Annotated in this window: 16 protein-coding genes, 1 tRNA gene and 1 pseudogene; 6 read left to right on the forward strand and 12 right to left on the reverse strand. The window is 64.1% G+C overall.

Annotation, left to right across the window (positions count from 1 at the left end; translation table 11 throughout):
• The first annotated feature begins 96 nt into the window (after nucleotides 1–96).
• From F3H57_RS22540 to istB, 5 genes and pseudogenes are all read left to right on the forward strand, one after another.
• Entirely contained in the window at nucleotides 97–618 is a 522-nt protein-coding gene (locus F3H57_RS22540) for an IS110 family transposase (protein WP_223163056.1), read from the forward strand.
• Nucleotides 619–814: 196 nt separating this feature from the next.
• Nucleotides 815–1,639, forward strand: coding sequence for an IS5 family transposase (locus F3H57_RS11385; protein WP_149756032.1), 825 nt, complete (start codon nucleotides 815–817; stop codon nucleotides 1,637–1,639).
• 542 nt (nucleotides 1,640–2,181) lie between these two features.
• Nucleotides 2,182–3,093, forward strand: a complete 912-nt coding sequence (locus F3H57_RS11390) for a LysR family transcriptional regulator (RefSeq protein WP_149756033.1) — start codon at nucleotides 2,182–2,184, stop codon at nucleotides 3,091–3,093.
• A gap of 484 nt (nucleotides 3,094–3,577) precedes the next feature.
• Nucleotides 3,578–5,201: pseudogene (gene istA, locus F3H57_RS11395) on the forward strand (IS21 family transposase).
• Nucleotides 5,104–5,811 (forward strand): IS21-like element helper ATPase IstB, encoded by a 708-nt coding sequence (gene istB, locus F3H57_RS11400; protein ID WP_316633154.1) that lies wholly within the window; start codon nucleotides 5,104–5,106, stop codon nucleotides 5,809–5,811. Before istA ends, istB begins: the two are co-directional and overlap by 98 nt.
• 283 nt (nucleotides 5,812–6,094) lie before the next feature.
• Here the strand turns inward: istB and F3H57_RS22545 are convergent, their stop codons facing one another.
• Nucleotides 6,095–6,295, reverse strand: coding sequence for a hypothetical protein (locus F3H57_RS22545; protein ID WP_223163062.1), 201 nt, complete (start codon nucleotides 6,293–6,295; stop codon nucleotides 6,095–6,097).
• Here F3H57_RS22545 and F3H57_RS22550 point away from each other — a divergent pair.
• Nucleotides 6,252–6,782 carry a recombinase family protein gene (locus F3H57_RS22550; RefSeq protein ID WP_223163061.1) on the forward strand — a complete coding sequence of 177 codons (531 nt, stop codon included), beginning with the start codon at nucleotides 6,252–6,254 and terminating at the stop codon, nucleotides 6,780–6,782. The genes F3H57_RS22545 and F3H57_RS22550 overlap by 44 nt on opposite strands.
• 37 nt (nucleotides 6,783–6,819) lie before the next feature.
• On the opposite strand, the gene F3H57_RS11410 is transcribed toward F3H57_RS22550, so the two are convergent.
• The 11 genes from F3H57_RS11410 to F3H57_RS11460 form a co-directional block, all read right to left on the reverse strand.
• Nucleotides 6,820–6,896 (reverse strand) — tRNA-Arg (locus F3H57_RS11410).
• Nucleotides 6,897–7,259: 363 nt separating this feature from the next.
• Nucleotides 7,260–8,273, reverse strand: a complete 1,014-nt coding sequence (locus F3H57_RS11415; RefSeq protein WP_149756035.1) for a methyltransferase — start codon at nucleotides 8,271–8,273, stop codon at nucleotides 7,260–7,262.
• Between the two features lie 67 nt (nucleotides 8,274–8,340).
• Nucleotides 8,341–9,561 carry a cysteine desulfurase gene (locus tag F3H57_RS11420; RefSeq protein ID WP_149756036.1) on the reverse strand — a complete coding sequence of 407 codons (1,221 nt, stop codon included), beginning with the start codon at nucleotides 9,559–9,561 and terminating at the stop codon, nucleotides 8,341–8,343.
• Nucleotides 9,554–10,141, reverse strand: a complete 588-nt coding sequence (locus F3H57_RS11425; protein ID WP_149756037.1) for a YIP1 family protein — start codon at nucleotides 10,139–10,141, stop codon at nucleotides 9,554–9,556. The genes F3H57_RS11420 and F3H57_RS11425 overlap by 8 nt, the downstream gene beginning before the upstream one ends.
• Nucleotides 10,138–10,620, reverse strand: a complete 483-nt coding sequence (locus F3H57_RS11430; protein ID WP_149756038.1) for a YIP1 family protein — start codon at nucleotides 10,618–10,620, stop codon at nucleotides 10,138–10,140. The genes F3H57_RS11425 and F3H57_RS11430 overlap by 4 nt, the downstream gene beginning before the upstream one ends.
• A gap of 7 nt (nucleotides 10,621–10,627) precedes the next feature.
• On the reverse strand, nucleotides 10,628–11,929 hold the full coding sequence (locus F3H57_RS11435) for a SufB/SufD family protein (RefSeq protein WP_149756039.1): 1,302 nt from the start codon (nucleotides 11,927–11,929) through the stop codon (nucleotides 10,628–10,630).
• On the reverse strand, nucleotides 11,930–12,682 hold the full coding sequence (gene sufC / locus F3H57_RS11440) for a Fe-S cluster assembly ATPase SufC (RefSeq protein ID WP_149756040.1): 753 nt from the start codon (nucleotides 12,680–12,682) through the stop codon (nucleotides 11,930–11,932).
• Between the two features lie 32 nt (nucleotides 12,683–12,714).
• A complete protein-coding gene (locus tag F3H57_RS11445; RefSeq protein ID WP_149756041.1) occupies nucleotides 12,715–13,314 on the reverse strand; it encodes a hypothetical protein in 600 nt (199 codons plus the stop codon).
• Nucleotides 13,314–13,628, reverse strand: coding sequence for a heavy metal-binding domain-containing protein (locus F3H57_RS11450; RefSeq protein WP_149756042.1), 315 nt, complete (start codon nucleotides 13,626–13,628; stop codon nucleotides 13,314–13,316). The genes F3H57_RS11445 and F3H57_RS11450 overlap by 1 nt, the downstream gene beginning before the upstream one ends.
• Before the next feature lie 120 nt (nucleotides 13,629–13,748).
• Complete coding sequence (sufB, locus tag F3H57_RS11455) at nucleotides 13,749–15,284, reverse strand: Fe-S cluster assembly protein SufB (RefSeq protein ID WP_149756043.1); 1,536 nt, start codon at nucleotides 15,282–15,284, stop codon at nucleotides 13,749–13,751.
• A gap of 29 nt (nucleotides 15,285–15,313) precedes the next feature.
• Nucleotides 15,314–16,357, reverse strand: coding sequence for a cysteine desulfurase family protein (locus F3H57_RS11460; protein WP_149756044.1), 1,044 nt, complete (start codon nucleotides 16,355–16,357; stop codon nucleotides 15,314–15,316).
• Nucleotides 16,358–16,397: the final 40 nt, after the last annotated feature.

The following is a 16,397-nucleotide window of genomic DNA, read 5'->3' on the forward strand; positions in this document are numbered from 1 at the left end:
CCGCCGCTTCGATGCCGCCCATGTGCTCGCCGTGCTGCGCAAACCGCCCGTTGAGGTCGCCGCTGGGACGACCGAGTCGCCAGCGCCCACATCGACATGCTCATTGCGCGCATCCGCCTGGTGAACCGGCAGCTCAAGCAAGCCCACCATCAGCTCGATGCCTTGACCGCCCGCCTCATCCCCACCGAGGAGGCCGAGCCGGGACAGACAAAGCAGCATGACGTGGAGATTCTCGCATCCTTGCCGGGAGTGGGAAGGATCGTCCTCGCCAGGCTGCTTGCAGAAGCTTTCGATGCCCTGCAGCGACGTGACTACGCCGCCTTGCGCAGTTTGACAGGAGTCGCGCCGGTCACCAAGCGGTCGGGCAAGAGTTGCATCGTCGTCAGAAGACAGGCCTGCCACGACCGGCTCGCCAACGCCATGTACCATTGGGCGCGCGTCGCCATTCAGCACGACCTTAGCAGCCGTTTGAAGTACGCCGCCCTTCGAAGCCGAGGTCACAGCCACGGTCGTGCACTGCGATCCGTCGCCGACCGCCTCCTCAACGTCGCTTGTGCCATGCTGAAAGCCCGAGCCACCTTCAACCCTTCCCTGGCTACCCAGAAAACCTCTTGTTAAACGGTGGGGAGTCCCCCCGAAGCCAGGCTACCGGTCATTGATGCCGCCGCTGCCAGGGCATATGGCGCGGTTATCGGCTGGAGGTCGCGCGCCCAACCTGCGGCAACCGCCGCACTTAAGAGCCCAACCGAAAATTATGTTGGGTGATTTCAGCAGGTTATGATTCTCAGTGGTTTGCGAAACTACGGAGGATCGAATGGCCTGGACCGAAATCACCCGGGAGCAATATGACCGACGGCACCTGCGCTACGCAAGCGATAGCACTGATGATGAATGGGCGTTGATCGAACCGTTCATGCCTGCGCCCAATAAGGTTGGGCGGCCGCGCAAGTGGCGGATGCGAGAGATATGGGACGCGATCCAGTATATCGCGGCGGCGGGCTGCCAGTGGGCGATGCTGCCGAAGGACTTTCCACCCTTCACGACGGTCCAGCACTATTTTTACCGGCTGCGCGACAGCGGCATGCTCGACCTTATCAACGAAACGCTGGTCATGTGGGCTCGGCTTTTGGCTGGCCGGGCAGCGGAGCCGACGGCGGGGGTAATTGATAGCCAGAGCGTCAAGACCACGGAAAGCGGCGGGCCGCGTGGTTTCGACGCCGGCAAGAAGACCAAGGGGCGCAAGCGTCATATCCTTACCGACACCGAGGGCAACATGCTGGGCGCGGTCACTCACACCGCCGACGTTCAGGACAGGGACGGCGCGCCAAATGTCATTGCCGACACGAAAGAGAGTTTCCCGACACTTGCCCATCTGTTCGCCGATGGCGGCTATGCCGGGGAAAAGCTGGAAACCGCCATGCAGAATATGGACGGGCCGACCATTGAGATCGTCAAACGGCCCGATGGCGTAAAAGGCTTCGTCGTCATCGCGCGGCGCTGGGTCGTCGAACGCAGCTTCGCATGGTTTGGCCGCTGCCGCCGTCTCGCAAAGGACTGGGAGACAACCATCGCGTCCGCCGACGCATGGCTTCTCATCGCCTCCATCCGCCGCACGACAAGGCTCATCGCAAGAGCTTGAAATCAATGAGTATTAATTTTGAGTCTGACTCTAAAACCAGATCTTTCAGCACCAGTCTTCTTCCACCAAAAAGCTTCTTTGCACCTGCTAATAAAGTATACATCGGATAAACTATGATTATTGCGCCAAAATAATACTGGGAGTATTATAAGTCACTGATACTCCAAAGAAATAATTGCTTTCTCTGTAACTGGCACGATACTTGCTTGCTCTCTTTGACGCCGTCAACAGAAGGCCGGCGGATAGCGGAGTTGGATGCCGTTGTCGGTGAGCACTGTTATTTTAGGCTGAATAGGTATCCTTCGGTGAGGGGTGTTGATGAGTGCGGCAGGGTTTGTCCGCTTTTGTTGTGAGGGGCAGGAGAAAACGGACCGTCGGAGAGGGAACCGCCGTTCCGTCTTGGCTCGTGCCAAAGCAACCCGTGTGTCGCCATTCTACATCATTCGCATCAGTATACTTCGGGTACGAAGATAGCCAATGGTTTGGCCTGAGAGCGCATCGCGTTCCCTGATGTTCCGATTGCACAACAAGCGTCGTAGCCGATGAGCGTCGAGGCGTTGCGCTGCCTGAAGTACGTTCTGGCTGCCGCCGAAATCGGCAGCATGCGTCGTGTAGCGCAGACCTTTGGGGTGCGCGAATCGACGATCAGCCGGAGTATCGGCGCCATTGAGCGACAACTGGATATGCAGATTTTCCAGCGTGGACACAGTGGTGTCCAACTAACCGATCAGGGGCGCGATTGGGTCGAAAGTGTTCGCGGTCACTATCTCGGTCTCGAAGAGGCTCTGAGCAATACCGCTCGCCGAAACGCCGAGAGCAACCGGCTCCATATCGGTCTCAGCGCGCCTTTCGGCCGCGAGTTCTTGATCCGTCTTGTCGACCGCTTCGAGAAGGCTTGCCCGGACATCGAAGTCACCATTCAGGATGGTTCCTGCCGCAAGCAGGCGAACGCCATCCGGCGCCGCAGCCTCGACTTGGCCTTCATGTGCGGTAGTTGTGATATGCGGGCCTGCCAGAGCGAAACGATCTGGCAGGAGCGTATCGCCGCCCTGCTTTCCGCGGATCACCACCTTGCAAAAAAATCCAGTCTGATCTGGCGTGACCTTGCCGGCGAACGCCTGCTCGTACCTCAGGGCGCGGACGGCCCGCTTCTCGATCCTTGCCTGGCTCGCCAGATCACAGCCTGCGAACAAACGCCGATCATCGAGCAATGCCGGGCCTGCCAGGCGACCGTGATCCTCAAGGTGCAGATCGGCAAGGGATTCACGATCACGGGTGAGAGCTTCGCCAAGGGACTCAGCGTCGAGGGAACAGTCTGGCGGCCGGTTACAGGCCCGCATTCCATCGGTGTCATTAAGGCCGTCTGGCTCGACTCCAATCCCAAGCGCGCCGTCCTGCGCCTTCTCGGCATGGCACGCAATGTGGCCGCCGAGCGGGAGCTCGCTTTGGAATGACTCAATTGACGTGGAGGTGGCGCGCCGGGTGATGATGAGAACTACGTCTACGCTATAGCCCTCTCATGATGGTCACGTCTGGATGAGCGCACGACTATTCTGACACCGGAACAAAATCCGATGCAAGATGGGGAGTAAACGACCCGGCGGGTGTGCTGCGCGCGTCTGTTCTGACGACGATTGATCAAACTCTCATCCGCGGATTGGCTACCGCGCGACCATTTTCCGTCGTGGACCTTCCTCCGGCTCCAAATCGGGCGTCGTAAGGTACTGCCCCAGGGCTATATCGAGGATTGTCCGCGTCAATCAGGGCGCGCAGCACGCCAGCCAGGTCGCGATGTCAACGATCGATCTTCTCCCTTCCGTCCGTGTGGTTCGGCGTGGAATAAGGACCCCGTTTCAGGGGTGATCGGCATCCAAAAAGGACCCCTGTAACGGTTGGTCTTCAGACTGCTTCCGGTTTCATCGGAGGCATTTGATTTGGATGTTGGTTGTGGAGACGATTGCGAAGATACGCCGGCTTTCGCTGGTCCACGGAAAGTCGATCAAGGAGATCTGCCGCGAGTTGCGGATTTCCCGGAAGGTTGTCCGCAAGGTGCTTCGTTCCGGTGCCACCGAATTCCGATATGAGCGTCAGCACCAGCCAAAACCGAAGATCGGTCCGTGGCAGGCGCAGCTCGACGCCTTGCTGGTCGGCAATGATGCCAAACCGAAGCGAGAGCGCCTGACGCTGGTGCGCATCTACGAGGAGCTCCGGGGGCTGGGCTATGACGGAAGCTACGATGCGGTCCGGCGCTACGCGAAGAGCCGGGACAGCGTGCGTGGCGCGGCGATGGCCGAAGCCTATGTGCCGCTGTTCTTTGCGCCGGGCGATGCCTACCAGTTCGACTGGAGCCACGAGATCGTGCTGATCAGCGGCGTCACGGTGACGGTGAAGGTCGCCCATGTCCGGCTCTGCCACAGCCGCATGATGTTTGTGCGGGCCTATCCGCGCGAGACGCAGGAGATGGTGTTCGACGCCCATGACCGGGCCTTCGCCTTCTTCGGCGGCGCTTGCACTCGCGGCATCTACGACAACATGAAGACGGCGGTGGCGACGGTCTTCGTCGGCAAGGAGCGGCAATACAACCGCCGCTTCCTGCAGATGTGCAGTCACTATCTGGTCCAGCCGGTCGCCTGCACGCCAGCCTCGGGCTGGGAGAAGGGGCAGGTCGAGAACCAGGTCGGACTGGTGCGCGAGCGCTTCTTCACGCCGCGGCTGCGCTTCAAGAGCTACGAGGAGCTGAATGCCTGGCTGCTCGACAAGTGCGTGGCCTATGCGAAGGCTCATCGCCACGTCGACCAGCCGGAGCGCACCATCTGGGAGGTGTTCGAGGAGGAGCGCGGCAAGCTGGTCGAGTATCGCGGTCCCTTCGACGGATTCCATACGGTCCCTGCTTCGGTCTCGAAGACCTGCACGGTGCGCTTCGACAACAACAAATACTCGGTGCTGTCGACGTCGGTCGGCCGCCCGGTCGAGATCCAGGCCTATGCCGATCGCCTCGTCATCCGGCAGGACGGCACGATCGTGGGCGAGCATGCCCGCTCGTTCGGCCGCAACCAAACGGTCTACGATCCGTGGCACTACGTCCCGGTTCTGGCGCGCAAGCCGGGTGCCCTGCGCAATGGCGCGCCGTTCCAGGGATGGGAACTGCCGCCGGCTATGGAACGTGTGCGGCGCAGGCTGAAGGTCGCCGATGACGGCGATCGGCAGATGGTGTCGATCCTGACGGCGGTGCTGTCGGACGGACTCGATGCCGTCGAGATCGCCTGCCAGCAGGCGCTCGCCGAGAATGTCTGCTCGTCGGCCGTCATCCTCAACATCCTGGCCCGCCGCCGCGATCCGGCGCCGGCCGTCACCATCCTCACACCCGACGCGCTGCGTCTGCGTCATGAACCGCAGGCCGACTGCGCCCGCTACGATAGCCTCAGGAGAGCAAGCTGATGGAACGCACGCAGGTTCTGGATCTGATGGGAACGCTGAAGCTTTACGGCATGCGCGGCGCCTACGACGAGATCATGGCCACCGCGATCAAGCGTCAGCACGAGTCGCCAAGGGTCGTCGGTGACCTGCTGTCGGCCGAGATCGCCGAGAAGCAGGCCCGCTCCATCAAATACCAGCTCACCGTCGCCAAGCTGCCGCTGGCCAAGGACATCGACGACTTCGACTTCGCAGGCACGCCCGTCAACGAGACGCTCGTGCGCGACCTCGCCACCGGCGCCTTCGTCGCCGACCAGCGCAACGCCGTGCTCATCGGCGGCACCGGCACGGGCAAGTCGCATCTGGCCATCGCGATTGCCCGCGCACTCATCCGCAGTGGCGCTCGCGGCCGCTTCTTCAACGTCGTCGATCTGGTCAACCGGCTCGAGACCGAGCACCGTGCCGGCAAGCAGGGACGCATCGCCGATTACCTGACGCGGCTCGACTTCGCCGTGCTCGACGAACTCGGCTATCTGCCCTTCGCCCAGGCTGGCGGACAACTCCTCTTCCATCTGATCAGCCGGCTCTACGAGCGGACCTCGATCATCGTCACCACCAACCTTGCCTTCGGCGAATGGCCCGCCGTCTTCGGCGATGCAAAGATGACAACGGCGCTGCTCGATCGGCTCACCCATCACTGCGAGATCATCGAGACCGGAAACGAATCCTGGCGCTTCAAGAACCGCTCTCAAAGCTAAAGCCAAAGCGCCCAATCAACGCGCCCGACCGGGCTGCGCAACCCAGACCAGCTCCACCCGGTCGGGCGCTCACCGTCGCACCCTACGAAGGGGTCCCGTTTGCACGCCGATCCAGGGTCCCCATTCCGAGCCGATTGACATCATGGCGCTGTTCGACGAATACCAGTCAAAGGAGAACGCCAAGCACGTCCTGCGCGCCATGAACGAGAATGCCCGGCAAGGTTTTTGGAACGGCGCACGGCCGCCCATCGGCTACCGCATCGTCGCAGCCGAGCAGCGCGGATCAAAGATCAAGAAGAAGCTGGAGATCGATCCGTTGCACGCCGACACCGTGCGCCTGATCTATCGCCTGTTCCTTGAAGGTGACGGCACGTCCGGCGCGATGGGCGTCAAGGCTATCGCCGCCTATCTCAAAGAGCGCCGTTTCTTCACTCGCGACGGTGGGCGCTGGGCTGGCGCAAATCCACGCCATCCTGACCTGCACCACCTATATCGGCGAGCACAGGTTCAACACCCGCTCGCACAAGAACCGGGAGAAAAAGCCGGAGAGCGAGGTCGCCATCATGGCGGTGCCGCCCTTGATCGAGCGCGAGATTTACGATGTGGTGCAAGCCCGCCTCAAATCCCGCAATCCCATGGTGACGCCGGCGCGCGTCTCCAGCGGCCCGACGCTGCTTACCGGCATTTGCTTTTGCGCCAAATGCGGGGGAGCGATGACGCTTCGCACTGGCCAAGGCAGTACGGGAGCGATCAGATCGCACTCGATAGTTCAGGCAACCAGGGCGTCAGCCCTGACATGCTCAAGGCGTTCGCCCGTAAGGCCCGTGAGCGCATACGGCTCGACGATGGCGGTTACCGGCGCGATCATCTGCGCGCCCTGGTGCAGCGCGTCGAGGTCGCGGACGACGAGGTTCGCATCATGGGATCGAAGTCGGAATTGCTGCGAACACTGGTCGCCGCTTCGAGCGTAGAAACGGCGGCGTTCGGCGTTCAGAATTCTGTGAGAAATGGCGCACCCGACAGGATTCGAACCTGTGACCTTCGGCTTCGGAGGCCGACACTCTATCCAGCTGAGCTACGGGTGCATTCGGTGTTCAGATAATAATGGAGACCGAGCAGGGTCAATCACGAATCCAACTTCGTAACGACTCAAACCGAGCGAACAGAAAGTTCTACCGATTATCGCCGTTCGTACTCTACAAGCTCCTTCAACGTGCTTCCGTGGTGCTTCCGTGACCACGGAAGCGGTTTCTTCGCTCCTTCGAGTTCCGCCAATTAATTGGTTTTCCTTTATTTTTTCGTCGTACACCCATTACCCACTTGACTTAGCCTTGCCTTCGGAGGGCAGCGCTCTATCCAGCTGAGCTACGGGTGCGTACTTCGCGTTGCGTAGCCGCGTTCGTCGGCGGACGCAACCCGGAACACGCGGCGGCGCTGCGGCGGATCGATCAGGTAGGGCGGCGGCCGACGGCCAGCTTGGTCATGGCCGGGATCATCTCGATCACCTCGGTCTCGGCGAAGCCGGCGCCGGACAACAGGTTCGACAGACCCGCCGCATCCACAGACCGGGCCTCGGGCGTGAAGGCGGTGTGCTGCAGCTGCCAGAGCGCGGCGAGCTTGGGTCCGGAGCGGTCCGCCTCCACCACGAAATCGTGGATCAGAAGACGCCCGCCCGGCACGAGGTGGTGGTAGGCGCGCGCCACGAGGCCGTCATGCTCGCTCCCCGGCACGCCGGAGAGCAGGTAGGACATCATCACGATGTCCTGCCCGTCCGGCCAGTCGGTCCTGAGCGCGTTGCCGTCGACATAGCGGATGCGATCCGAAAGCCCCGCCTCGTCCACGTAGCGGCGGCCGAGCTTGGAGACGTTGGCGAAATCGACCACCGTCGCCGTCAGCTCCGGGAAGGCTTGGCAGAGCGTGATCGCGAAGGCCCCGGTGCCGCCGCCGACATCCAGCAGAGTGCGCGCGCCCGACAAATCGACCTTCTTCGTGACCTGCCGCGCCGGGCCGAGCGATCCTGCATGCTGGCTTTCCGAATAGAGCCGCGCCTCCTCGGCGTCCTCGAACCAGTCCTCGTAGGAGACAGTCGCGTCGGGCGGCATGTTGCCCGAGATCGCGGCACCGAGCTGGCTGATCAGCCCGTACATCTGCCGGCCCACCTGCAGCCGCAGGTAATCGCCGAAATCGTATTTGGCGCCCTGGACGAGGAACACCTCCGCCCCCGGCGCATTGGCAAAGCGCCCGTCCGACACGGTCAGCAGGCCGAGGCCGGCGAGCGCTGTCAGAAGGGTTTCCGCCCGATCGGGGTGCAGCCCGGTTTTTTCCGAGATTTCATCGACATCCGCGGCACCCTTCGACAGATGCGTGAAGATCTGGTGATCGAGCGCCACGAACAGCGCCTTGGACCCCATGAAGCCGAAGGCGATATCCGAAATCTGATCCGCTTCAGTGATCGCCGCCATGCCCGTCTCCCGTCTGTCTTTCTGCGCGTGCAGCCTAGCTAGCAGGAGGCCGGGCGAAGCGCCAGCTTCAGGCGAAGAGCTCGTGTGCGAGCTCCAGCGCCTCGACCAGCACGTCGACCTCGGCCTCGGTGTTGTAGAGACCGAAGGACGCCCGGCATGTCGCTGAAATCCCGAGATGATCCATCAGGGGCCCGGCACAGTGATGGCCCGCACGGACCGCCACGCCCTTCTTGTCCAGAATGGTGGAGATGTCGTGCGCATGCGCCGCTCCGTCGAGCGTGAACGAGAAGATCGCCGCCTTGCCCGGCGCCGTGCCTTGCACCTGTAGCCAGTTCAGCCCTTCCAGCTTCTGCCGCGCGTACTCGGCCACCCGCGCCTCGTGGTCGGCGATGTTCTGCATGCCGAGGCCCGACATGTAGTCGAGCGCGACGCCGAGCCCGATGGTCTGAACGATCCCCGGCGTTCCCGCCTCGAACTTCATCGGCGGATCGGCCCAGGTGATGTCGTCCTTGTGGACCTCGCGGATCATGTCGCCGCCGCCCATGAAGGGGCGCATCTCGTCCAGCCGCTCACGACGGATGTAGATCGCGCCCGATCCGCTCGGACCGTAAAGCTTGTGGCCCGTGATGGCGTAGAAATCGACATCGAGATCTGCCACGTCGACCGGCATGTGCACCGCGCTCTGCGAGCCGTCGACAAGCACCGGCACACCCTTCTCGCGCGCCGCGCCCGCGATGACCTTCACATCGACGACGGTTCCCAACACATTGGAAAGATGCGTGATCGCCACCAGCTTGGTCTTTGGCCCGATGGCGTCGATGACCTTCTGCGGATCGAGCGAGCCGTCCAGCTCGGTATCGACCCAGCGCAACTTCACCCCTTGACGCTCACGCAGGAAATGCCACGGCACGATGTTGGCGTGGTGCTCCATCACCGACAGGACGATTTCGTCGCCGGGCTCCATGCGCGGCATGGCCCAGCCATAGGCCACGAGGTTGATGCCCTCCGTGGTGCCGGTGTTGAGCACGACCTCTTCTTCCGAAGGTGCACCGAGAAAGCGCGCCACTGTGCCGCGTACCGCTTCGTATTTCTCGGTCGCGACATTGGAAAGGTAGTGCAACCCCCTGTGAACGTTTGCGTATTCCTCGGAATAGGCCTTCGTGACCGCATCAATGACCACCTGCGGCTTCTGCGCCGATGCGCCGTTGTCGAGGTAGACCAAGGGCTTGCCGTTCACCTCGCGCGACAGGATCGGGAAGTCGCGGCGGATCGCGTCCACGTCATACATGGGGGACAGCCTCCACAGTTGCGCCGGAGAGCGTCACGAAGAGCGCGAGCCCGAGCGCCAGCCCGGTGACCGCCAGCAGCAATGCCAGCGCGGACTTGCCCACGCCCTCGAAGCCCTGCGCCTCGGCAAGAAAATTCAAGAGGATCCAGAGGCCCGCCCCGGTCGCCAGCAGCGATACGAGCCCGGCCAGGACGGGCGCCACGGGCAACATCAGCAGCAGAACCAGTTGGACCAGCACGTCGAGCCCCTGCAGCCAGGCCACCAGCAGCGCGACATCCTGCACCCGCCCCGCGCCGCCCAGACCGCGCCCGGCCCAGGTCAGCGCCAGGACCAACACGATCAGCACCGTGGCGAGGCCGACCAGGAACACGAGCGGCTGGCCCAGCAACGGGGCCAGCGCCGGATCGGGCGGCCTGATCTGCGCCGACATCGTCACCAGCACCGTCTGAAGGACGACCACCAGCGAGAACGACAGGATCAGCGCCTCGGTGTTGAGGCGCAGCGACAAAAGCAGCCGCGCGACCTCGCGCGGCGCCGTGACGCTCTGCCAGGCGAGCGCGAAAAATCCGTTCAAGGTCATGCGCCCTCCTCGGCGACCATCAGGCTGCGCAGCCAGAACCACGCGAAGACGGCGCACCAGACGAGCCCCACGAGGCTCAGCGCCGGCCCGGGGCCGATCAGGCCCGCGACAAGACCGTTCAACAGGATCAGCGGGGTGGACGCAAGGAAGCTCCAGAACAGCGCGAGCCGCGCGCCGTACCAGTCGCCCTTGCCGCCCAGCACCTTCGCGACGAGGTGGCTCAGCGCGGCGACGGCATAAAGCCCAAGCGGCGCGATGAAAATCCATGCCATCAGCGCCCCGCCAAGCTGCGCGTCGAGCGGCAGCTCCTGCAGATGCGCCTCCCGCGCGAGGCGCGGCCACGACGACAGGAATGTCAGCGCGCAGGCGCCCATCGCCATGGCGAGCGCGCGGTCCTCCCGCCGCCCCATGGCGAGCAGGTGCCGCATGACGGCGCCCGGCCCGCGATAGGTGGCAACGATGTCGGTCGTGACCGCCAAGGTGCCCTCACTTGGCCCGGCGGCGGAAGAGCCAGGCCGAGATGCGCTCCACGATCTCCGCCTGCAGGTCCTCGTCGTCGATCTCCTGCACCGCTTCGGCGAGGAAGGCGAGCGTCAGGTAATCGGTCGCCTCGGCCTTCTGCAACCCGCGCGAGCGCAGGTAGAACAACGCCTCCTCGTCGATCGCGCCCGAGGTCGACCCGTGCGAACAGGCGACATCGTCGGCGTAGATCTCCAGCTCCGGCTTGGCCTGGAAGGTCGAGTCGTCGTCCAGAAGCAGCGATTGCGAGATCTGGTAACCGTCGGTCTTCTGCGCGCCGGCCTCCACCAGGATCTTGCCCTGGAAGACGCCCACGGCACCGTTGCGCAGTACCTTCTTGTAGACCTGCCGGCTTTCGCAGTTCACCGCGTCGTGGGTGACGAAAACCGTGTCGTCGTGGTGGAAATCGCCGTCGCCCATGCAGGCGCCCGCGACATGCGCGATGGCGTCGTCGCCGGTCAGCTCCAGCACCACCTCGTTGCGCGTCAGCACGCCATTGGCGGTCAGCGTGAAGGACTTGAACGCGGACTCGCGGCCCAGCCGACCGAAGATGTGCGTGGCGGCGCGCCGTTCGTGGTCGCGGCCCTGCGCACGGATGTGGCGGAACACGCCGGTATCGGCAACGTCCACCTCGAGGCCCATGTTGACCCGCGCAGCGGCCGGGCCGTTCTCCAGCAAGGTCAGTTCCGCGCCTTCCTCGACCTTCACGACATGGTGCAGGATCGCGTCCGAAGCCTCTGACTTGTGGTGATAAATCAGGCTGACGGGCTTGGACGGCTTGCCCGTGACGCGGATCAGCACGCCGTCGGTTGCGAACGCGGTATTGAGCGCCGCGAGCGGGCGTTTCACGGGCGTCTGGCCCCGCGCCTCGAGCGTGCCGTAGATGTCCTTGGCCCAGTGGATGTCCGCGCGGCTCTCGGCGAGGCGCTCGATCTCGATCCCCTCGAGCGCCAGATCGTCCGAGGCATCGGCGTCGAACACGCCGTCCACGAAGACGATCTTCAGACGGTCGAAGGCGCCGAAGACCGGCGCGTCGTCATCCTCGAAGAGCGCGGCGGGCGTCGGCTCCACCGCGGTCAGCGTGTCGGGCTTGGTGTATTTCCAGTACTCGTCGCGCGCGATGGGCAGCCCCATGTCGCGCACACGGCTCAGCGCGTCGCGGCGCGCGGGCTCCGCCCAGCCGCCCTCGGGCAGCGTCAGCGCCGCGATGCGCGTCTCGGCGAGATCGAGCGCCCGAGGCTCGGGCGCTTTCGGTTTCAGCATCGCCATTTACGCGCCCTCCTTGAGGTCCTGGTAGCCGTGCGTTTCGACTTCCATAGCCAGTTCCGGCCCGCCGGTCTTCACGATCTTGCCGTCCGACATGATGTGCACGACGTCCGGTTTGATGTGGTCCAGAAGCCGCTGGTAGTGCGTGATCACGAGGAACCCGCGGTCGGGCGAGCGCAGCGCGTTCACGCCTTCGGAGACCAGTTTCATCGCATCCACGTCGAGGCCGGAATCGGTCTCGTCGAGGATACAGAGCTTGGGCTCCAGCATCGCCATCTGCAGGATCTCGTTGCGTTTCTTCTCGCCGCCCGAGAAACCGACGTTCACGGGCCGCTTGAGCATGTCCTGATCGATCTGAAGATCTTTCGCCTTCTCCCTGATAACCTTCAGGAATTCGGTCGAGGACATTTCCTCTTCACCACGCGCCTTGCGCTGCGCGTTCACCGCCGAGCGTAGAAAGGTCATGTTGCCGACGCCGGGGATCTCAACCGGGTACTGGAACGCCAGGAACATGCCGGCGGCGGCGCGCTCCTCGGGCTCCATGTCGAGGATGTCCTCGCCCAGCAGAGTCGCGGAGCCATCGGTGACCTCGTAGCCGTCGCGGCCCGACAGAACGTAGCTCAGCGTCGACTTGCCAGACCCGTTCGGCCCCATGATCGCGTGCACCTTGCCGGCCTCGACCGTCAGGTCGACGCCTTTCAGGATCGCCTTGTCCTCGTCTTCAAGCTTGACGTGCAGGTTCTTGATCTCGAGCATGTTTTCCTCTTTCTTCCCATCCTGCGCGGCGCTTACGGCCGCTGCATCATCTGGATGATCCGCAGCAGCCGCGTGGGCGGGATCGGCTGCGGGGTGATGTCGAAGCGCGCCATCCGCCCGGTAAGCGACGGCGCGCCGATGAATGTCTCGATCCGGTGGTAATGCGTCCGGTGCGCATAGTCGTCGAAGAGAAGCGTCAGGGATCGCTCCGCAAGGTAGGCGGCGGCCAGCGCACAGCCGAGCCGGAAGCGGCCGTCCACCAGCACCACGTCGGGGTGCCGGAACCGCTTTTCCGACCAGATGGCAAGGGGATAGCGGGCAAAGTTCCGCCACGCCTCGTCACCCTTCGGGTGCCCCCAATCCTTCGTCGGGCCGATGTCGGACCAGACGATTTCCACGTCGGTGCCGGCGGCCGGCGGGTTCTCCGCGAACCAGCCGCGCATCATCGCCGCCCACTCGGGATCGGACTCGATCGCGGTGACGTGCTTGCCCGCCATCTCGCCCGCCATCACCGTGGAGCCGCCCGAGCCGTATTCGAGGATCACCTCCGCCTGCGCGTACTCGCTGCGCAGGAGCGCCGCCTCGGGCTCCGGCAGCGTCAGCTCCGGCCGCGTGAGCACCGCACCATGCATCAGCCCAGCACCACCGCCGTGCCCGAGACCGACACCATGAGCATCGAATCTCCGACAACCTCGTAGTCGATGTCGACGCCGACCACCGCATTGGCCCCGAGCTGCGCGGCCTGCTCGCGCAGATCCTTGAACGCCTCGGTGCGCGCTTCGCGCAGCGCCGATTCATAGGCGCCCGAGCGCCCGCCGATCACGTCCCGCACCTGCGAGAAGAAATCGCGGAAGACATTGGTCCCCATGATCGCCTCGCCGACGACGATGTCCTTGTAGTCGGCGATCTGGTAGCCCTCGACACTGGGCGTGGTGGTCACGATCATGTCCGTCTCTCCTTGCGCCACAGACATTGTCGGCGTCGCCGCGATCCCGCCTCTGAAAGGCGAGACCGGCGGCACGTGCCCGGCGGCGCGACCCGGCGGATCGCACAGCGCGCCCCTGCCTCAGCCGACCGACCCCTCGAGAGAGATCGCCACGAGCTGCTGCGCTTCCATCGCGAATTCCATCGGCAGCGCCTGCAGCACCTCCTTGGCGAAACCGTTCACGATCAGCGCCACGGCCTCCTCTTCGTCGAGCCCGCGCTGGCGGCAGTAGAACATCTGGTCGTCGTCGACCTTGGAGGTCGTCGCCTCGTGCTCCACCCGGCTCGAGTTGTTCTTCACCTCGATATACGGGACCGTGTGCGCCCCGCACCTGTCGCCGATCAGCAAGCTGTCGCACTGGGTGTAATTCCGCGAGTTCTTCGCCTTGGGGTGCATCGACACGAGGCCGCGATAGGTGTTCTGCGCCTGCCCCGCCGAGATGCCCTTGGACACGATGCGCGAGCGCGTGTTCTTGCCCAGGTGGATCATCTTCGTGCCGGTATCGGCCTGCTGGTGGTTGTTGGTGATGGCGATGGAGTAGAACTCGCCCTGGCTCTCGTTGCCGCGCAGGATGCAGGACGGATACTTCCAGGTCACGGCCGAGCCGGTCTCGACCTGCGTCCACATCACCTTCGAGCGGTCTCCGCGGCAATCGGCGCGCTTGGTGACGAAGTTGTAGATGCCGCCGCGGCCTTCCTCGTCGCCGGGGAACCAGTTCTGCACCGTGGAATATTTTACCTCGGCGTCTTCCTCGGCGATGATCTCCACCACCGCGGCGTGAAGCTGCGCCTGGTCGCGCTGCGGCGCGGTGCATCCCTCGAGGTAGGACACGAAAGAGCCCTTGTCGGCGATGATCAGCGTGCGCTCGAACTGGCCGGTGTTCTCGGCGTTGATGCGGAAATACGTCGACAGCTCCATCGGGCAGCGCACGCCCGGAGGCACGTAGACGAAGGACCCGTCGGAGAACACCGCGGAGTTCAGCGTGGCGTAGAAGTTGTCCTGCACCGGCACAACCGATCCGAGGTACTTCTTCACCAGCTCGGGATGCTTCTCGATCGCCTCGGAGATCGAGCAGAAGATCACGCCGGCCTCGGCCAGCTCCTTCTGGAAGGTCGTGCCGACGGAGACGGAATCGAACACCGCATCGACGGCAACCTTGCGCTCGCTCTCGCGGCCCTCGGCCGGCACTTCATCGGCGCCCTCGACCCCGGCGAGGATCATCTGCTCCTTGAGCGGAATGCCGAGCTTCTCGTAGGTCTCCAGAAGCTTGGGATCGACCTCGTCGAGCGATTTCGGCTTCTCGGCCATGCTCTTCGGCCGGGCGTAGTAATATTGTTCCTGGAAGTCGATCTGGGGATACTCGACCATCGCCCAGTCCGGCTCGGTCATCTTGAGCCAGCGCTCGTAGGCGCCCATGCGCCATTCGGTCATCCACTCCGGCTCGCCGTTCTTCTCGGAAATGAGGCGCACGATGTCGGGCGTCAGGCCCTTCGGCGCGTAGTCCATCTCCACGTCGGTTTCCCAGCCGTACTTGTACTTGCCGCCCAGGTTGCGGACCTTGTCCACCGTCTCCTGGTCGACGCCTTCCTTCACCTCGGTCTGGTCCAAAGCTGCCATGTCGTCCTCTCCTGACCGCATGCGCCGCCTCAGGCGGCCTTTGCGCGAAACTTCCGGTATTGTCGTGCCCAAGCCTCGACGAAGCGCTGCACGTCCTCTTCTTCGGTCTCGGGCCCGAGGCTCACCCGGATCGCCCCCGACGCCGTCGCCGCATCGAACCCCATCGCCCGCAGCACCCGGCTCTCGCGGACCTTGCCGCTGGAACAGGCGCTGCCGGCGCTGATGGCGAAACCGGCAAGGTCCATCTGCATGACCTGCGTCTCGCCCTTCCATCCGGGCACCGCGAAACAGCTGGTGTTCGGCAACCGCCGGGCACCATTCCCGACAAAAATAATCTCATTGCCGAGCTCTGCAATGGAGGATTCTAGAATCCTTCTAAGTTTTTCGACACGGGTCCACACCCCGTCGTCCAGATCGCGCGCCGCCGCCGCCGCCGCGGCGCCGAAGCCGGCAATGCCGATCACGTTCTCGGTGCCCGAGCGGCGGCCCATCTCCTGCCCGCCGCCGCGGATGCGCGCGGCAAGGTCGGTGCCGCGCTTCATCACCAGCGCGCCGACACCCTTCGGCCCGCCGATCTTGTGGGCCGAGATCAGCGCCATGCCGCAGCCCATCCAGTTGAACGCCACCGGCAGCTTGCCGAAGGCCTGCGTGGCGTCGACCACGGCCAGCCCCTCGGGCAACTCCTGCACCACGCCGGTCTCGGAATTGGCCGCCTGCAGCGCGGTGCGCCCCGGCTCGTCCACGGCCACGCGCCCATCTTCGTCCACGCCGAGCGCCAGGTCGATCCAGGCCGCCACCGCGTCATGCTCGATATCCGCGCCGACAAGCCCGCGCTCGGCGCAGGCCAGCGCCGCCGCCTCCGTCGCGCCCGAGACGAACACCACGTCCGCCCCCTCGGCGCCGAAGGCCCGCGCCACCTCGCCGCGAGCCGTCTCCACGATCCGCTTGGCCGCGCGCCCCTCCTCGTGCACCGAGGACGGATTGCCGATCCCGTCCATCGCCGAGATCATCGCCGCCCGCGCCTCCGGCCGCAGCGGCGCCGTCGCATTCCAGTCGAGATAGACCCGCTTCACACCGCGTACCCTGCTTCTTTGGGCCGATAAATACTCCGGG

It is taken from the genome of Roseivivax sediminis, assembly GCF_900112685.1.
Taxonomy (GTDB): domain Bacteria; phylum Pseudomonadota; class Alphaproteobacteria; order Rhodobacterales; family Rhodobacteraceae; genus Roseivivax; species Roseivivax sediminis.